The organism is Peribacillus sp. NPDC094092, assembly GCF_050279365.1.
In the GTDB taxonomy this organism is placed as follows: Bacteria; Bacillota; Bacilli; order Bacillales; family DSM-1321; genus Peribacillus.
Genome location: NZ_JBNNUC010000001.1, coordinates 1,321,246 through 1,337,528 on the forward strand (window position 1 = coordinate 1,321,246; position 16,283 = coordinate 1,337,528).

The 16,283-nt window shown below is 40.9% G+C and carries 15 protein-coding genes and 1 pseudogene; 5 read left to right on the forward strand and 11 right to left on the reverse strand.

Features of this window, described 5'->3' with window-relative positions:
- Window positions 1-194: 194 nt before the first annotated feature.
- A complete protein-coding gene (locus ACQKNS_RS06300; protein ID WP_427641664.1) occupies window positions 195-1,400 on the forward strand; it encodes a M14 family zinc carboxypeptidase in 1,206 nt (401 codons plus the stop codon).
- 153 nt (window positions 1,401-1,553) lie between these two features.
- On the opposite strand, the gene ACQKNS_RS06305 is transcribed toward ACQKNS_RS06300, so the two are convergent.
- Together ACQKNS_RS06305 and ACQKNS_RS06310 are read right to left on the reverse strand one after the other, a co-directional pair.
- On the reverse strand, window positions 1,554-2,525 hold the full coding sequence (locus ACQKNS_RS06305; RefSeq protein WP_427641665.1) for a TRM11 family SAM-dependent methyltransferase: 972 nt from the start codon (window positions 2,523-2,525) through the stop codon (window positions 1,554-1,556).
- Window positions 2,526-2,670: 145 nt separating this feature from the next.
- A complete protein-coding gene (locus ACQKNS_RS06310; protein ID WP_427641666.1) occupies window positions 2,671-3,762 on the reverse strand; it encodes a CotH kinase family protein in 1,092 nt (363 codons plus the stop codon).
- A 159-nt stretch (window positions 3,763-3,921) separates the two neighbouring features.
- Here ACQKNS_RS06310 and ACQKNS_RS06315 point away from each other — a divergent pair.
- Both ACQKNS_RS06315 and ACQKNS_RS06320 read left to right on the forward strand, forming a co-directional pair.
- Window positions 3,922-3,978, forward strand: a pseudogene (locus ACQKNS_RS06315) (hypothetical protein); the annotation flags it as partial.
- Window positions 3,979-3,997: 19 nt separating this feature from the next.
- Window positions 3,998-4,504: a hypothetical protein gene (locus ACQKNS_RS06320; protein WP_427642189.1), complete on the forward strand. Its 507-nt coding sequence runs from the start codon at window positions 3,998-4,000 to the stop codon at window positions 4,502-4,504.
- An 83-nt stretch (window positions 4,505-4,587) separates the two neighbouring features.
- Here the strand turns inward: ACQKNS_RS06320 and ACQKNS_RS06325 are convergent, their stop codons facing one another.
- The 3 genes from ACQKNS_RS06325 to ACQKNS_RS06335 are packed head-to-tail and all read right to left on the reverse strand — an operon-like array spanning window position 4,588 to window position 7,330.
- Window positions 4,588-4,899, reverse strand: a complete 312-nt coding sequence (locus ACQKNS_RS06325; protein WP_427641667.1) for a DUF3870 domain-containing protein — start codon at window positions 4,897-4,899, stop codon at window positions 4,588-4,590.
- Window positions 4,900-4,922: 23 nt separating this feature from the next.
- Complete coding sequence (locus ACQKNS_RS06330) at window positions 4,923-6,128, reverse strand: acyl-CoA dehydrogenase family protein (protein ID WP_054400504.1); 1,206 nt, start codon at window positions 6,126-6,128, stop codon at window positions 4,923-4,925.
- 14 nt (window positions 6,129-6,142) lie between these two features.
- Complete coding sequence (locus ACQKNS_RS06335; RefSeq protein WP_427641668.1) at window positions 6,143-7,330, reverse strand: CaiB/BaiF CoA transferase family protein; 1,188 nt, start codon at window positions 7,328-7,330, stop codon at window positions 6,143-6,145.
- A 453-nt stretch (window positions 7,331-7,783) separates the two neighbouring features.
- On the opposite strand from ACQKNS_RS06335, the gene ACQKNS_RS06340 reads away from it, so the two are divergent.
- Window positions 7,784-8,722, forward strand: a complete 939-nt coding sequence (locus ACQKNS_RS06340) for a DHH family phosphoesterase (protein WP_427641669.1) — start codon at window positions 7,784-7,786, stop codon at window positions 8,720-8,722.
- Window positions 8,723-8,844: 122 nt separating this feature from the next.
- Here the strand turns inward: ACQKNS_RS06340 and ACQKNS_RS06345 are convergent, their stop codons facing one another.
- The 4 genes from ACQKNS_RS06345 to ACQKNS_RS06360 all read right to left on the reverse strand — a co-directional run bounded on the left by ACQKNS_RS06345 (window position 8,845) and on the right by ACQKNS_RS06360 (window position 13,784).
- On the reverse strand, window positions 8,845-9,861 hold the full coding sequence (locus ACQKNS_RS06345) for an aliphatic sulfonate ABC transporter substrate-binding protein (protein WP_427641670.1): 1,017 nt from the start codon (window positions 9,859-9,861) through the stop codon (window positions 8,845-8,847).
- A gap of 41 nt (window positions 9,862-9,902) precedes the next feature.
- Window positions 9,903-10,655, reverse strand: coding sequence for an ABC transporter permease (locus ACQKNS_RS06350; protein WP_076367033.1), 753 nt, complete (start codon window positions 10,653-10,655; stop codon window positions 9,903-9,905).
- Window positions 10,588-11,430: an ABC transporter ATP-binding protein gene (locus ACQKNS_RS06355; RefSeq protein ID WP_427641671.1), complete on the reverse strand. Its 843-nt coding sequence runs from the start codon at window positions 11,428-11,430 to the stop codon at window positions 10,588-10,590. Before ACQKNS_RS06355 ends, ACQKNS_RS06350 begins: the two co-directional genes overlap by 68 nt.
- 251 nt (window positions 11,431-11,681) lie before the next feature.
- Window positions 11,682-13,784, reverse strand: a complete 2,103-nt coding sequence (locus ACQKNS_RS06360; protein ID WP_427641672.1) for a YhgE/Pip family protein — start codon at window positions 13,782-13,784, stop codon at window positions 11,682-11,684.
- Window positions 13,785-14,068: 284 nt separating this feature from the next.
- Here ACQKNS_RS06360 and ACQKNS_RS06365 point away from each other — a divergent pair, with 284 nt between their 5' ends.
- Complete coding sequence (locus ACQKNS_RS06365) at window positions 14,069-14,788, forward strand: DUF421 domain-containing protein (protein ID WP_427641673.1); 720 nt, start codon at window positions 14,069-14,071, stop codon at window positions 14,786-14,788.
- Between the two features lie 112 nt (window positions 14,789-14,900).
- On the opposite strand, the gene ACQKNS_RS06370 is transcribed toward ACQKNS_RS06365, so the two are convergent.
- A complete protein-coding gene (locus ACQKNS_RS06370) occupies window positions 14,901-15,425 on the reverse strand; it encodes a type 1 glutamine amidotransferase domain-containing protein (RefSeq protein ID WP_427641674.1) in 525 nt (174 codons plus the stop codon).
- Window positions 15,426-15,535: 110 nt separating this feature from the next.
- A complete protein-coding gene (truA, locus tag ACQKNS_RS06375) occupies window positions 15,536-16,273 on the reverse strand; it encodes a tRNA pseudouridine(38-40) synthase TruA (protein WP_427641675.1) in 738 nt (245 codons plus the stop codon).
- Window positions 16,274-16,283 lie beyond the last annotated feature (10 nt).

Sequence of the window (16,283 nt, forward strand, 5' to 3'; positions counted from 1 at the left end):
TAAAAGGCTACTGGTAATCCGTAGATGATACACTCACACTTGGAGGGGATTTTACTATATCCAGAAAAAATATGTAAATCACATTGAACCTGAAATACATAGGCCTATTTGCGTGTTTTAATAAATCGAACAGGAAAAAGAAGAGAAAATGGAGAATTATTTTTCTGAATATTAAATATTTTCAGAACAGGAGAATGAATGTGAAAAGGAAATTTTTTTTAAATGTTTTAAGTTCAACAATAGTAGCTGCAGCATTACTTGGTCCAAATGTCAGCTTAGCTGAACGAGGACCAAATCCAACAGGTGGAACGAACCTTTCCACCGAAGCATTCCTTAATTATGACGAACTTGTAAAGAAATTAAATCAACTTGAGCAAGTGAGTGCAGGGAAAGTCAAAGTAGAAGTGGCTGGAAAAACAAATCAGGGTCGTTCCATCCAAAAAGTGACTATCGGTCATGGTGACAAAGTCGTTCTTATTCAAAGTGAAATTCATGGAAATGAAAAAACAGGAACTGTTGCGTTACTGAATATTCTTGAAAACCTTGGTCAAAGTAATTCACCTGAGGTAAAGAAAGTGCTTGATGAACTAACAATAGTTGCTATTCCAATGATGAACGTAGACGGCTCAGAGCTTGATCGTCGTGGAAATGAGATGACTTGGTCTGAGGTTGTAGGGAAATTCCCCCAACTTTCTAATGTGAAACCTACCTGGAACTATTACACTACTCCGAGATCAGGAGACGACTATGCTAGCAAACCGGGATTTGATGTTAATAGAGACTTTAATCCTAATCTAAACTATGTACCGAAGCCTCAAGACTTCCCGGGGGCATCTGAAAAGCCGGGCTGGTTTATTACACCTGAAGCGCAAACGGTACGTGACACATATAAAGCATTAAAGTCGAAATTCGGGAAAGTGGACGTTTTTATCGACCTTCATCATCAAGGGTTCCCATATATCGAAGGAACTGATGAGCGTGTAACCATGTCAATATCAGGTAAATTCGTTCCTAACCCAAGCACTCCCGAAGGGGCTAAATATGCAGAGTATGCAGATAATTTTAAATATGATTTCTCCCGTCAGTTGACGCTTTCTGCATATAACGCACTACAAGCAAAAGGGAATTCCGTGTTTACGAATATTTCATTATACGATCAATCTATTGACCTGCCAGGAACTGCTTTAGGGACGTTTGCTTTAAACGGAAGTGGGACAGTTTTATTCGAAGTTAGTGGTCAAACACAAAACTTTGGTCAAAAAGAGAAAGGCCAGCTCGTAAAAACGGTTGAAACGGGGCTAATGGGCATTATCAATGGTGTAACAGATGGATCGGTTCATAATCTTAATCCATCAGACTATGAAAATATTCCTGAAAGTTCAACTACACCGGGAATCTAGTCAAGTTTGAGGCTTAATTTTAAAGGGGGCTTGTCCGCCATCCGGCACCGGTTGAATATCGGGCCAGATGGCGGTCAAGCCTTTTTTAGTTGTCAACTTGACAGGTTAAGTCCATATACATTAAAGATTTCAGCCTTTTTTTGCTGATGAAACTCACACACACACTACAACCTCTCTGGAAAAAATGCCTTTCCTGGCCACACAGCGATCAGCAATTTCAAAACCTGCTTCTTCAATCATATGATCCATCGTATCAATCGTTACGACGACGACCTTGTCAGCAAAGCTTCTGGCATGTTTAAGGATCGATAGCTGATCTTCCGGTGTCGCATGTGTATATAAATTGTAAGGCATATCGATAATCGCTACATCATATTTACTGGTGACCTCCGAAATCGGACCTGTAGTTACATCACCTTCGAGTCCGAAATAGGCAATGTTCTCCCTGGAACCGTCGGTAACAAGCGGGTTAATATCCCGGCCATCAATATTGATCCCCATCGATAGGGCTTCTACCAATACCGTTCCAATTCCGCAGCATGGATCAATTGCCTTCACTCCATCCGGATGTGGAACGGCTATGTTGGCAATGGCCCTTGCCACCCTTGTGCTAAGCGCTGTTGAATATTCCCGGGGCTTCTTCATATGTTTTAACCAAACCGCTTCAGGTTTGACATACTTCCCAAAATACCAACGGCCGCCAAGGGTCACGATTCCAAAGACCTGATCAGGATTACGCACATCGGCATCTCCCTGAATATGCCAGCCTATCTCCCGTTCAATTTCACGCTGTCCATCATAATCTATTTTTGCGTCTTTATTCAAATCATTGATTTTTACGAATAATACTTTGAACGTCAAATCAGGCAAATGAATACCTTTCACTTGCTCAACGATTTCGGAAATGCTATCCCCTTCAAACATGACATCGACCCGTCCTTTTATAAAAGGGCTTCTGCTCGGTTCAATTGCTATATCACTTTTCAAAATATTTCCCGAGGTCTCAAGGCCAAAAAACGAGCGCATCTCCATTTTAGATAATGAGCGTTCGTCAGGGCTGCATGTAAACGTATATATATATGCCGGTTTGCGGCTATGATTAGTCAATCCATTCCCATCCTTCATTACTTTAGATTATATCTTTCTATCAAACATAGCTGTAATAGTATAGAAAAGCAAATGGAATCGTATGTAAAAAGCATGAATGCTTTTCTTTCAACACTCATGCCGTTAAATTTTTCATTATTCCATCACTATAGGAAAGGAATTATTAATCCAATTTATGCAGCCGGCTATTTATATACTTTGCACGGGCCTCAATGAATTTGAGGATGTATTCGGGCTCATTATCAAATTTCACAATATTTCCCTTGATATAGGGATCTTTTAAAATATAAGGTCTTATTTGATCATGCATTTCCTGAATGATAGGTTTCATGTAGCCCACGTTAAATTGATTGTTCAAAATCTCCTTAAGAAGTTCTTGGTACCGGACACGAAATCCCCTTACATCAAGGATTCTGGCAGTCAATGTATTGAATCCCTCGATTCCCACATAATCCTCTTCCATCACTTTCCCGTTAACATCCCTGCCCCATGTCGCATCATAATCCCATGGAATCATTTCAAAAAGTCCAGTATCTCCATTTCGATACAAGGCATAGTTATGAACGAACCCATCATAGTTTTGCGTAAATATGACACCGGCCAGCCAGCGCAGGTACTTTTCCACATCGACATATTTTACGATTTCCTTTTCAAAATCCACTCTTGAAATTGTATTGATTTGGATGATCAACTCTTGTAAATATAATTCATCGTTTGCTGCCCCGCATTTTTTTTGATAGCCCATCTCCAATGATTTTTTGATTCCTTTATCCAAATCGCTCATCAATGAGAAATTGGCATCACCATCCACCGCATAGAAAATGGCACCCTTGGGCAGCCCCCTTGTCTTCAAATAATATTCATCCACCGATTCCAACTCTAGGTATATCCCTTCGTCCTTTCCGTTCAGATTCAGGAAAACGAACCGGGAGTTCGGTGATAAGGTGCCTATATCCGCAAAAAAGTCCAACGATAACTTATTTCTTAGTAAAGATTCATCTTTATATTCGGCATTTAAATGAACTTCCTTTGCATTCTTATAAGTATTAGGTTTATAAAAGACTACATTATAGGATTTTTTGCGAAAACCGCGGATATGTGAGCCACGGTAAACAATGTCAATATCCAGTTTTTTTCTGTTAAGTGTTAACTTCGCCGGTAAAGGATCATTGCACCATATATCTCTGCGAAGTTCCATTAAATTAACTGGTGGAATAAAAAGCTGGTATACAGGCAGCTTCTTGTCAGTATTCATATAACCCTTCACTTCACTTCCCTTTCACTTTCATATTAAATTATGTAAAAAAGCGAGGGCTGTCACCAAAAACAAATTTTTAATAAAAATTGTGCTATTATCTCTGGCATTTTACGTACAAGCGCATAGTTTAACGTATAGAAAGGGGGATATATAAATATGTCTGACATCATTCAAAATATACAAAATGCGGTGGATAGAGCCAATTCTTTCGGGTTAGGCGATTTCATGTATAATGACCCATGTTCAAAAGGCCGCTCTTCACGTAAGAAAAACAATAATAGGCGAACTTCCCGCCGCAGAAGCACTAAACGTTGCACTAGCAGGAGGAGGTCCACTCGCAACACGCAAAGACGCACTAGCAGCAGGAGGTCCACTCGCAACACGCAAAGACGCACTACCAGGAGGAGGTCCACTTTCCGTACGCAAAGGCGCACTAGCAGGAGGAGGTCCACTTGCAGCAGACAAAGGCGCACTAGCAGGAGAAGATCCACTTGCAGCAGACAAAGGCGCTCCAACAACTGCAGATGGCTTTGCGGCAATATCTTTCACAATAGACGGAAAAGGTGCTTCTAGTTTCATGGTTCCGCTTAAATGTACGACTAATTTTTTTTACTGGATATTAAACTTTACTTTAAAGTCCAATTTCTATAAAAAAACACAAACTCGTCCTGAAGGGGCGAGTTTTGTGTTTTTTAAATTATCACGATCGTTATATCCATTCAAATGTTCCGTTCCTTAAACGATAAAAAACACTGCCATGTACCTGTTCCTATAAAAAAGGATCCTACCCTTTTACACAAGGTAGAATCCTCCCAGTATCGCTTATTTAACGGAGACCAATTCGAACTGTGCATACACATCCTTCAGACCTGCTTGAATGGCTTGACCAGCCTTCCCACGATAATGCATTTGCACACGATCAATCAATTCTTCGATACCATCTTTCAGGCAATAACCGCGCAGCAGTTGACGAATGAATTCCCTGCCGTGTTCTGTAGCAAGTGTACAGGAAGCCTCGACTATTACACCATATTTAAAGTCAACCTCCACCGTGATCGTGATGGAATCATATATATTTCTCGCTGCCATCCCTTGTGGAAGTTTTGCATGACCTGCAATAAAGTATGTGTTCATCATCTGATCTCCTCTATCTATAGTTAATGGACGGAAACTTGCTCGAAGGGCCATGCAGGCAATTGTTTACGAAGCTCTTTATCTTGTCTGTAGCCAAGTGCGTATTCTCCCTGCATTACAGTATGAATCTCACGGGTTCCTTCATAAATGACCGGAGCTTTTGAATTCCTCAGAAAACGTTCCACTGGATATTCATCCGAGTAGCCGTAGGCACCATGAATTTGAACGGCATCATTGGCCGCTTCGTTAGCAGCATTACATGATATCCACTTTGCAAGTGATGTTTCCTTCGTATTCCTTTTTCCTTGGTTTTTTAAGGTACCCGCTTTAAAGACCAGCAATCTGGAAATCTCTAAATTTGCGGTCATCTTGGCAATCATCTGCTGAACGAGCTGATGCCTGCCAATCTCTTTTCCGAAAGTACTTCGTTCATGGCAATATTTCAAGCTTGCTTCCAGGCTTGCTTCTATTAACCCTACAGCACCTGCGGCCACTGTAAACCGGCCGCTGTCCAATGCCGACATGGAAATTTTAAAGCCCTCACCTTCTTCACCAAGCCTATTCTCGACCGGAACTTTTACATCCGTTAAAAAGATTTCGCCTGTATTTCCGGCACGAATTCCTAATTTACCTTTAATGGCTTTCGACTCCACTCCCTCGAAAGTCCGTTCCACAATAAAAGCAGTGATTCCCCTTGAACCGGCATCATGATCCGTCTTGGCGAAAATGAGGAAATGATCTGCATAATCACAGAGCGAAATCCATGTTTTTGACCCGTTCAAGATATAATGGTCCCCAACACGTTTTGCTGTTGATTTCATTGCCGCAACATCAGATCCTGCATTCGGTTCAGTCAGCCCAAAAGCGCCAATCTTGATCCCTTTTGCCTGCGGAACTAAATATTTCTGTTTTTGTTCTTCCGTTCCCCATTGCAGCAAGGTCATGCTATTTAACCCTGTATGTACAGAAACTGCAGTTCGGTAAGCCGTGTCACCTCGCTCCAGCTCCTCACAAACGATGGCAAGTGTATTATAATCCATTCCGACTCCACCATATTCTTCGGGTATACAAACGCCCATCAATTGCAATTCCGCTAACCTTTTTAAAATATGCGGCTGGAATTGACCCTGCCTATCCCACTCTTGAATGTATGGGATAATTTCCTTATCCACAAATTTCCTTACCACTTTCTTCACACTTTGCTGCTCTTCTGTTAATTCGAAATTCATCATCGAAATTCCTCCTATATAATTTTATTTTCCTTGAATTTGCTTATTTGGTCTGGACTATAACCAATTTCAGCCAAAATGGAACTCGTATGCTCTCCATACAGCGGCGGATGCTTTCTCATCGTAACCGGTGTTTTTGAAAGGTTCAGTGGCGATCCCGTCATTCTAAGATCTTCGATTGTGGGATGTTCCATGTTCACCAACATGCCTCTTGCGATGATCTGCGGGTCCTCGAACATCTCTGCGATATCATTAATCGGTCCATTGGGTATCCCTGCATCATCAAATAGCCTTTTCCATTCTTTCTTTGTCTTTCCTTTCAACAAATCTTCTATTATCGATATTAATCCTTCCTTGTTCAGTAAACGTTTTTCATTATGCTTAAACTGTTCCTGCTCGGCTAAATCAGGCCTGCCGATAACGGCTGTAAATCTCTTGAACTGATCATCATTTCCTACAGCGACAACAAGCTCGCCATCACTTGTCCGGAACGTTTGGTATGGAACGATATTGGGATGCTGATTTCCCATTCGTACAGGGGTCTGGCCACTGAATAAATAGTTGCTGGCTACATTCACCAATGAAGAAACCTGGCAATCCATTAACGATATATCAATTTCCTGTCCTTCCCCCGCTTTATCCCTATGATGCAAAGCGGATAAAATGCCAATGCATGTATACAGACCAGTCAATATGTCAGCTATGGCCACCCCGACCTTCACGGGGCTTCCATCATTTTCTCCTGTGATGCTCATCAAACCACTCATCGCTTGAATGATATAATCATAGCCAGGCAAATCTTTATATGGTCCGGTTAAACCAAATCCCGTAATCGAGGCCATGATCAGATTGGGATTGCATTCCTTTAAATCCTCATAACCCAGCCCCATTTTTTCCAACGTGCCCGTCTTGAAATTTTGAATCACTATATCCCCTGAAGACACCAACTTCCGGAAGATCTCTTTCCCTTGTTCAGACTTTAAATTCAAGGTCATGCTTTGCTTATTTCGATTGGCACATAAATAGTAAGCGCTTTCTCCTTGGGCGAATGGCGGACCCCATCCTCTCGTTTCATCCCCTGCCTCATGATGCTCGATTTTAATAACATCGGCACCCAAATCACCGAGAATCATTGAACAAAACGGCCCCGCCAAAACACGGGATACATCGATAATCCTGACTCCTTCCAAAGCTCCATTCATATCATCACCCCTTTCAAACTGTCGGGATACACAAAAAAGAGCCAGTAAAACCAACAATGTCATTACATTGAATGTTTCACTGACCCTTATCCACGAACTGTCTTCCTGCAAAGGAAGATCAAGTGAATCAAGTCAATTTTTATGGATTCCAGTTTTATGACAAGCCGGCCATGCAGCAAGGTCACTTGCTGTCATCGGTTTGGTAAATTAAGTATAATGTATTTTTTTGAATTTTGCAATAATTTCGTTCTGGTGCTTTCATTACTTCCACTGAAATACTTTTTAGCATACTTCGCGTTTACTATAGAAATACACCCCTCGATCCATAGTAATCGGAAATTGCCTTTATTCGTGAGGCATGGGATGATTGAATATAAATAATTGTCAATATATGAATCTTTCATACTCGATTATCGCTCAACAGACTAGGAAAGATTAAAAGGAGATGCCGATATGGATAATATAAAAGCGGAAATAATCGAAGCGATAAAGAAATACTCCACTATTATCATTCATCGCCATGTTAATCCTGACCCGGATGCCTTGGGATCACAAATCGGTTTAAAGAACCTATTGAAGCATTCCTATCCTTCTAAAGAAGTCTATGCGGCAGGCGAGGAAGTGGATAAGCTTTTATTCATTGGTGATATGGATGTCATTTCCGAAGACAAATACAAGGGTGCCCTGGTGATTGTTTGTGATACTGTCAACATTTCACGGATCAGTGATTCCCGGTATGATTACGGGGACATGCTAATCAAAATTGACCACCACCCCGATTATGAGCAATTTGGAGATCTTTCCTGGGTCGACCCTTCTTATAGTTCTGCCAGTGAAATGCTTGTTGATTTATTCTTGGAATTTCCAGAAAGCTTCATCATGAATAAAGAAGCGGCTAAATCATTTTATGCAGGAATACTTAGTGATACAGGTAATTTCATGAATGGGAATACAACTTCCAGGACATTAAAAATGGTTTCGCACTTAAGAACTTATAATTTTCATCCAGAAAGAATCCATAACAGCCTTAATATAAAGACGAAAAACGCTTCAAGACTTCAAACAGACATACTCATGAGCTTCAAAGTAACCGATAAAGGGGTGGCTTACTTCATTATTACGGAGGATTTGTTAAATATGTATGGCGTAGATCGAATTGAAGCTTCGAATTTGGTTAATACGCTATCAAGTGTCAGGAGCAATAAAATCTGGGCTTTCTTCATCGAATATCCTTCTGAAATCCGTGTCAGGATACGTTCACGGAATATTCCCATCGCTTCAGTCGCACGTCAATTCAATGGTGGAGGACATTCACTCGCCTCAGGCGCTGCCATCCATTCCTGGGATGAGGTCGATCAAGTTATCCGAGCATTGGAACAGGTCTGCCCATAAAAGGGAGTTCACGACCTGCCATGGTTATATTCCAGGCGCAATACGGTGGAATAATTCGTCCTTGTCCAGTTTACAAAAAAAGCGCCAAAGCCAGGATGGCTGAGGCGCTTGCTTATTTCAATTTATTTGGACACTTCTTCAAGAATTGATAAATCGATCATGCCTTTTATATCATTGCTTGGGATATAACCAGCTTCTTTGCTTATGTCTGCCATTTCCTGAATGACTTGTTCATTAACTTCAGTTGTCACTTCAAGGCGCGAAAATGCTGAAGCCACTTCTTCTTTGCTTAATTCTTTTCCAGTCAGTTCCTTCAAATGCTTAATAACCAGTTCCTGACTTTCTTCAGGGTTGTCTTGTATAAACTTCACCGCTTTTTCATGCGCCTTCAAATAAGAAGCGGCGAGCCCCTTTTTATCCAAGAACTTCTGGCTTGCAGCCACTACCGTGTTAGGTGAATCTTTCCCCCATGCAAATTGATCCCAGTCAAGCAATAACTTTCCTTTTGCCTGGTTTTCCAATACATAGCCCCATGGTTCCTGAGTTGCTGCCGCATCGACAGATTTTTGGACAAAAAGGGCTGTTGTGTCAGCAGGTGCTGCTGCGTACAGCTCAACTGTCCCCCCATTCGTAGTCGGTTTTAAGTCAACATCTTGAAGGGCCTTCCTAAGCATGACATCCTGTGTGCTTCCAATGACGGGAATCGCTACTTTTTTACCGCCCAAATCTTTTAAATCCGTAACTTTGCTGCCCTCGCTGGCCACAAGTACCGCACCTCCATTAACAGCCCCGGAGATCAAGTGGTATTCAGGGTTTTTTACGTAAAAGTTAAGCAACGGACCAGGCCCGACCGTTCCGACATCAATGGCGTTTGTTGCCATTGCTTCCATGAATAATCCGCCATTGGCCACTGTTTTGGTTTCAATCTTAACATCTTTACCGAACTCTTCTTCGAAAAAGCCTTTTTCGAGTGCAATGATCGTTGCACTGTGGGTTAAGTTAGGAAAATATCCAATTTTCACGGATTTCCCCCCCGAACCTTCTCCTTTTTCATCATTGCTGCTGGATTGAGTGCATCCGCTTACTATTCCGATTAACAACACAGACAGAATAAGGGCAAAAAATGATTTTTTTAGCATATTTTTCTCTCCTTGTTAACTATTTTTTTATTAATCTACCGTTATTTCACTCCCCATTTCAATTGAACATTGCGTTCAAGGCGGGAGAAGACAACATTATCCACGATTGTTCCGATGATTGCGATGATGATCATCACGGAGATGACCAAATCCATTTGTCCCAGTGATCTGCCCATTTCCAGCAATTGTCCAAGACCGCCTCCCCCGCCAAGTAATTCACCTGCCATAAGTGCACGCCAGGAAAAGGCCCAGGCAATTCGGAGACCGGATATTATTTGCGGGACGGATGCTGGTAAAATCACTGTGCGAAGAAAGTGAAACCCGGTCGATCCATATGTTTTGGCAACCCGCTGATACAACTGGGGTACATTCCGGAAGCCACTTGTTGCATTAACCGTCATCGTCCAAGTTGCGCCGATGGTGACGATAAATAGAATCGAAAAATCATTCAATCCAAACCAAATGATCGCTAAAGGGAACCACACGATACTCGGGATGGACTGTAAAGCCGTCACGACGAATCCTAAAGTGTCTTCAACCAATTTAAAGCGCCATATGAAATATCCTAATATTAGACCTACTATAATGGCAATAGTAAAGCCGATCAGGATACGGCCAAGGCTTTTTCCGATCGCTTCAGTTATTTGTCCGCTCATCAGTCCATTAAACAGAGTTTCCAAAACCTGAGTCAGGCTTGGGAACATGAATTCCGGAAGACTGGAAAGTCTAGATGTGACTTCCCATATCCCCGCTATCATCGCGATGAATATGATTCGTCTTAAAGCTGTAATCATTCCCCATTTCCTCCTTCAGCACTTTTTCAATTTCCTCCTGTAAAATCGATAGAACCCTTTGTTCTGTATGCAAAGTTACACTATCCGGCATAACTCCATCTTTCATGGAAGGCACGGAAATCGTCTCTTTAATTTTCCCTGGGCGGGTTGCAAAGACGATAATTTTTTCAGAAAGCTGAACAGCCTCACGAATATTATGGGTAACGAAAAAGATTGTCACTTTAGTTTTTCTCCAGATTTCGAGCAGTTCTTTATGCAAGACCATCCTCGTTTGCTCATCCAGCGCAGAGAATGGCTCATCCATCAACAGGATATCCGGTTCCATCACCAACGCTCTTGCGATGGCCACCCTCTGTTTCATGCCCCCTGATAGTTGATGTGGATAGGAGTCAACATATTGGCTGAGGTGAACCATTTTTAAAATGTCCAATGCCTTTGCTTTAGCCTCTTCTTTGGGTATTTTCTTCAACTTCAATCCGTATGTAACATTCTCAAGTACCGTCAACCAAGGGAATAACCCCGCCTCTTGAAATACTACGACCCTTTCCGGACCTGGATTCATCACTTTTTTCCCAGCTACGCGTATTTCACCTGCATCTGCCTTATCAAGTCCGGCAATCAGATAAAGGAGTGTGGATTTACCACATCCTGAAGGGCCGACGATTGAAACGAAGCTTCCTTTCTCGACCTCTATGTCGATCTTATCGAGCACCTTTATGCTTTCTTTCTTTTCATTCTTAAAACTTTTTTCAATACCATCTATTGTTAAATACATAAGGTCACCCCACTTTTATATCGCATCGATTTACTAAACATTATTTCTTAATAATGATTAATCCAATGGTTTTTGTCAACTATAAAAATGCAAAAATTCTAATTTATCGGTATCTTCCTATCCAACTGTCAATATATTGATAAATATTCCAATCCCACAAAAAAATACATACGGCCAACTTCCATTCAGCAAATAAAAAACCTGAGCCCTTGAAAGGGTTCAGGCTAATTTCATTATCCATATTTATACACTTAAAAAATCCTGCTTCCATACAATTTATCCTTCATTTTTTGTGTCCTTGCATGCAGGGGCTTTTTCAAAATGATACCTAATATGAGCGCGATCATTAAAAAGAGAATCAAGATAAAAATGTCCCTGCCGGCTACGCTCCAAGTTATTCCCCCAACAGATTCACGAAGTAAACCCACAGCATAGGTGAATGGCAAGAATGGGTTAATATGTTGAAAAAAGGGCGGTGTGACTTGAATGGGGAAAGTGCCGCCAGAACTTGATATTTGAAGGACCATCAAGACGACGCTTATCCCCTTTCCAACATTTCCAAGAACGGAAACGAAGGTGTAGACAATGAGTGTAAATACTGTACTTATCAAAACAGAAAACAGGATGTACTCAAATTTATCCGCTACATAAACACCGATAAGGATGATATTCCCTATGGAAACACTAAGAGCCTGCATGACCCCAATGACGAAAAAGATAAGATACCTCCCGATATAAATTTGATACGGGCTGTAGACTTTTTGAGGAACGCCCACGCTTAGCATGGAAATCAATATTGTACCGCCGACCCAAAGGGAAAGTGCCGTAAAGAAAGGGGACATGGCGGATCCATAGTTCGGAATCGGAAAGAGACTGTGCTTATTGAGCAGCACCGGTTCTGAAAAAAACTCACTTTCTTGTTCAATATCATTCCTTAGGAAATCGATCACTTCTTCCATATCATAAGACTTATCGATTTCCCTCATTTTAGAAGCTAGAGCCTTTATTTTCGTTTCGATTTCCGGAAACTTATTCATTAACTTATCGATATCCCCTGTACGTGTTTCCAATGTTCGATTGGTCTCATTCAACAGCGTCCTAACTTCAGGAAGAACCTTGGTTCCCTCCGCCATCGTGACCTGGACATTATTCAATATTGATTCCGTTTCATTCCAGATTTCGTTGAATTTTGGCCCCGTTTCCTTTGAATAACTTTCCTGGAACTTTGCCAATACTTGATCATTGTTCCCGCCAAGTTCGATAAGATTACCGTAGGCCCGGCCATTCAGCGCTTTAAGTTGGTTCGAAGTATTATCCCTTAATTCATCAACTAGCTGTATTTCTGGCTGGAGCAAGTTTTTCTCATTGAATTGATTGACCCTCACCAGTAAATTATACATACTGTCCAAAAGGTACAACTCTTTATTTATTCTCGTTACCCCTTGTTCTACTAGCTGATTCGACTCATTGGCAGGCAAATCCTGACCCGTTAGCCGGTTCGCCAGCACTAAAATGGATTCATTATCACTCCTGATGTTCGCGATATCATTTTTCAAGAGGGGATTGATTCCTTCGAATGCCTGCCTTGTTGAATCTACATAACTAGAAACGTCCGATACCAATTTTTCCTTCTGCGACGTGATTCCTTCTATTGAATCCAATCCATCATTGACCCTCTTAATGATATCTTCCGCTCTTTTAACATGTGTTTGAACGGTTTTGATATTTTGTTCAAGCTCGGGCAATTGACCCTCTAATAAATACACCATATTCTTCATTTTTTGAATGGTCGGCAACTCGTTTTGAAGGGTGATTCCCAGTTCATTAAATATTGCAAGGATACTCCCACTGGCCGATTTGATAAAGGTTTTGCTCACATTGTCCACAATGCTGTTTGCACCCGCTGCCGTAATTTTAGGCGCGATGGAATTGATTTTTTCATTCACATAGTAATCAATCTCCGCCTTTTTAGGATCATCGGTCATGATTGTCGCAATATGTTCGGAAAAGTTCTCCGGAATGATGATGGATGCATAATAATCCCCCTTTTCCACCTTAGCTTTCGCCTCTTTTTCCGAAGTGAATCTCCAGCCTAAATCCTTATTCTCCTTTAACCCTTCCATGACTTCCCTGCCTATGTTCACGGCCTCGCCATTTAACTCCGCACCATTATCATTATTGGCAACACCGACAAGAATTCCTTCCGTATTTGCATACGGGTCCCAAGATGCGACAATATTAAACCACGCATAAATGGATGGGATGAACATGAGAAAAACTACTACGATACAAACAAAGAAATTTTTATAAATGCTTTTTAAATCGTCGATGAAAATTTCCCGAATATTTCTCAAAACATACCCCCGTGCAAATGTATTTTGATACTATTATTCGAAGAAATTTCTTAATCGATACTAAGTAAACATATCCATGGATTTATTCAACCTAATAATAAAGAAGCAAGTAACGAACTACTTGTTTTTTTGTTCATTATCCATTGCACCCATTGAATCAATCTTTCCATGCCAAGATGGGATCCAAATTCCAAGACGTTTCTTTAGTGACAGAATAAATGGCAAGGTGCAAGAGCAAACTATCACAAACTAACTGCAGGGAGTTTTGCAAGGGAGAAATAGTCATGTCAGACGCTGTTGAAATCATCTTTCGAACCCTTACCTCTTTTATTTTATTATGGGTATTTGTCCACCTCCTCGGTAAACAGACAATTGCCCAGAGGACCTATCACCTTTATATCGCATCCATTACGATGGGGACAATTGCAGGAAATCTAGCATTCAATATTAAAATTAAATTCCTGTATTTTATCATAGCAATCATTATTATGGGTACGGTCGTTTTTATGCTGAATCTTCTAGCGGTTCGAAATCCGCGCTTCGGGAAATGGATAGCTGGAGAACCTGCTACATTAATTCAAAAAGGGAAAATACTTCAAGAGTCAATGGAACGAATGGGGTATTCAATGGATTCTCTTAAACAGGCTTTGCGTGAAAAAGATATCTTCAACATAGAAGAAGTGGAATGTGCCATTTTAGAGATAAATGGCTCACTCTCAGTATTAAAAAAAGAACAACACCAAAGTGCCACCAAGCAGGATTTACTTATACTGCCCTCAGCAGGAACTGTACCGATTGAACTTGTCTATGACGGGAGGATCTTATATGAAAACTTATCCAAACACACCTATGATGACGAATGGTTAATGGCTGAACTCAAAAAAAGAAACCTTTCTGTTTTGGACATCATGTATGCTGTCGTAGGCACAAAAGGAAATTTGTATATTGATTTGATTAAGGATCAATCAAGGGAATCATCCATTGCATGTCAGCGAGAATCTTAATGAAAATATCATATCAATTTTTGTTAAGTATATCGCATTTAGGTAATTGGATGGCAGGAATAAAAAAAGTGGTTTTTCCAGAAGGAAAAACCACTTTTCAGACTAGGTCGATTTAATTCTTTTCAATCACATTTATCAATTCCCTTAAATAATCCGGTAGATCAGGCGGACGCCTGCTTGATACAAGGTTACCATCGACGACGACGGACTTATCTATCCAAGTCGCCCCTGCATTTTCCATATCATCTTTAATGCCCGGTGTACTCGTTACATTCTTCCCATGTAAAATTTTAGCGGAGATCAACACCCAACCAGCATGACAAATTTGCCCGATGGGTTTTTTATTTTCTTCCATGCTTTGGATAAGTGATATCACTTCGGGAAACCGGCGAATTTTGTCAGGTGCCCATCCGCCCGGTACAAGAATGGCATCATATTCTTCAGCTTTAATACTGCCATACTCATAATCCGATATAGCTGGTACACCATATTTCCCAATATATGTTTCATTCGCCTTTTCTCCAGCGAGGTGAACAATCGCTCCTTCTTCTTTTAAACGTAAAATCGGATACCAGAGCTCTAAATCTTCAAAATCATGGTGCACTAGACTGATTATTTTCTTTCCTGCTAATCTCATGAAACCCTCTCCTTTTTTCGTTCTATTACCCATTACCATTCTTCCCTATTACTTCCCATTATCAACTGCCTGTACACTTTACATGCGTTAACCGATGCACAATATCTGGTCTAAAAATCAACCTTTACCAGGTACAACCCAGCTGCCTCCGCCATACGGCCCGTTTGGATTCTTTCTTTTGACTCTATAATGCTTGGTATAATTTCAGCATCTATTTCACCCAATCCAACTTCTATCAACGTCCCGACAATCTTTCTTACCATATTATAAAGAAATCCATCGCCTCGCACTGTAATTTGGATGAATCCGGCATTTTCTTCTATAACTATGGAATATATTTCACGCACCATGGACTTTTTCTTAGACTTTGCATTTGAATATGCCGTGAAATCATGTTCACCCATAAAATGTTGACAGGCTTTTTTCATTCTCGTGATATCCAGCTTTTTCTCTACATGCATACTGTATTTTCGCATGAAAGGATTTGTATATGGCTCGTTCCAGATTTTATACAAATAGGTTTTGTCCTTAGCATTATAACGGGCATGAAACCGATCGGGAACTAGCCTAACCTCGACAATGCTGATATCTCTTGGTAAATACCTATTCAAATAATTCATGATTTCAGCTTCAGTCAGATTTTCACCAATCTTAAAATTGGCAATTTGAGCAAAGGCATGTACACCGGCATCCGTTCTGCTGCATCCGATGATCTCGATTTTTTCCCCAACCATTTCCGTTAATACATTTTCTATTTTCCCTTGAATCGTATCATCACTATTACCGAGTCGTTGCCAGCCTTTATAGCGCCCGCCATCATATTGAATGGTCAATTTATAATTGTTCATTGCTTCCTCC

Coding starts and splice junctions, on each gene's coding strand:
- ACQKNS_RS06300 (WP_427641664.1), top strand. CDS start 195: ATGAATGTGAAAAGGAAATTTTTTTTAAATGTTTTAAGTTCAACAATA.
- ACQKNS_RS06305 (WP_427641665.1), bottom strand. CDS start 2,525: ATGAAGGATGGGAATGGATTGACTAATCATAGCCGCAAACCGGCATAT.
- ACQKNS_RS06310 (WP_427641666.1), bottom strand. CDS start 3,762: ATGAATACTGACAAGAAGCTGCCTGTATACCAGCTTTTTATTCCACCA.
- ACQKNS_RS06320 (WP_427642189.1), top strand. CDS start 3,998: ATGACCCATGTTCAAAAGGCCGCTCTTCACGTAAGAAAAACAATAATA.
- ACQKNS_RS06325 (WP_427641667.1), bottom strand. CDS start 4,899: ATGAACACATACTTTATTGCAGGTCATGCAAAACTTCCACAAGGGATG.
- ACQKNS_RS06330 (WP_054400504.1), bottom strand. CDS start 6,128: ATGAATTTCGAATTAACAGAAGAGCAGCAAAGTGTGAAGAAAGTGGTA.
- ACQKNS_RS06335 (WP_427641668.1), bottom strand. CDS start 7,330: ATGAATGGAGCTTTGGAAGGAGTCAGGATTATCGATGTATCCCGTGTT.
- ACQKNS_RS06340 (WP_427641669.1), top strand. CDS start 7,784: ATGGATAATATAAAAGCGGAAATAATCGAAGCGATAAAGAAATACTCC.
- ACQKNS_RS06345 (WP_427641670.1), bottom strand. CDS start 9,861: ATGCTAAAAAAATCATTTTTTGCCCTTATTCTGTCTGTGTTGTTAATC.
- ACQKNS_RS06350 (WP_076367033.1), bottom strand. CDS start 10,655: ATGATTACAGCTTTAAGACGAATCATATTCATCGCGATGATAGCGGGG.
- ACQKNS_RS06355 (WP_427641671.1), bottom strand. CDS start 11,430: ATGTATTTAACAATAGATGGTATTGAAAAAAGTTTTAAGAATGAAAAG.
- ACQKNS_RS06365 (WP_427641673.1), top strand. CDS start 14,069: ATGTCAGACGCTGTTGAAATCATCTTTCGAACCCTTACCTCTTTTATT.
- ACQKNS_RS06370 (WP_427641674.1), bottom strand. CDS start 15,425: ATGAGATTAGCAGGAAAGAAAATAATCAGTCTAGTGCACCATGATTTT.
- truA (WP_427641675.1), bottom strand. CDS start 16,273: ATGAACAATTATAAATTGACCATTCAATATGATGGCGGGCGCTATAAA.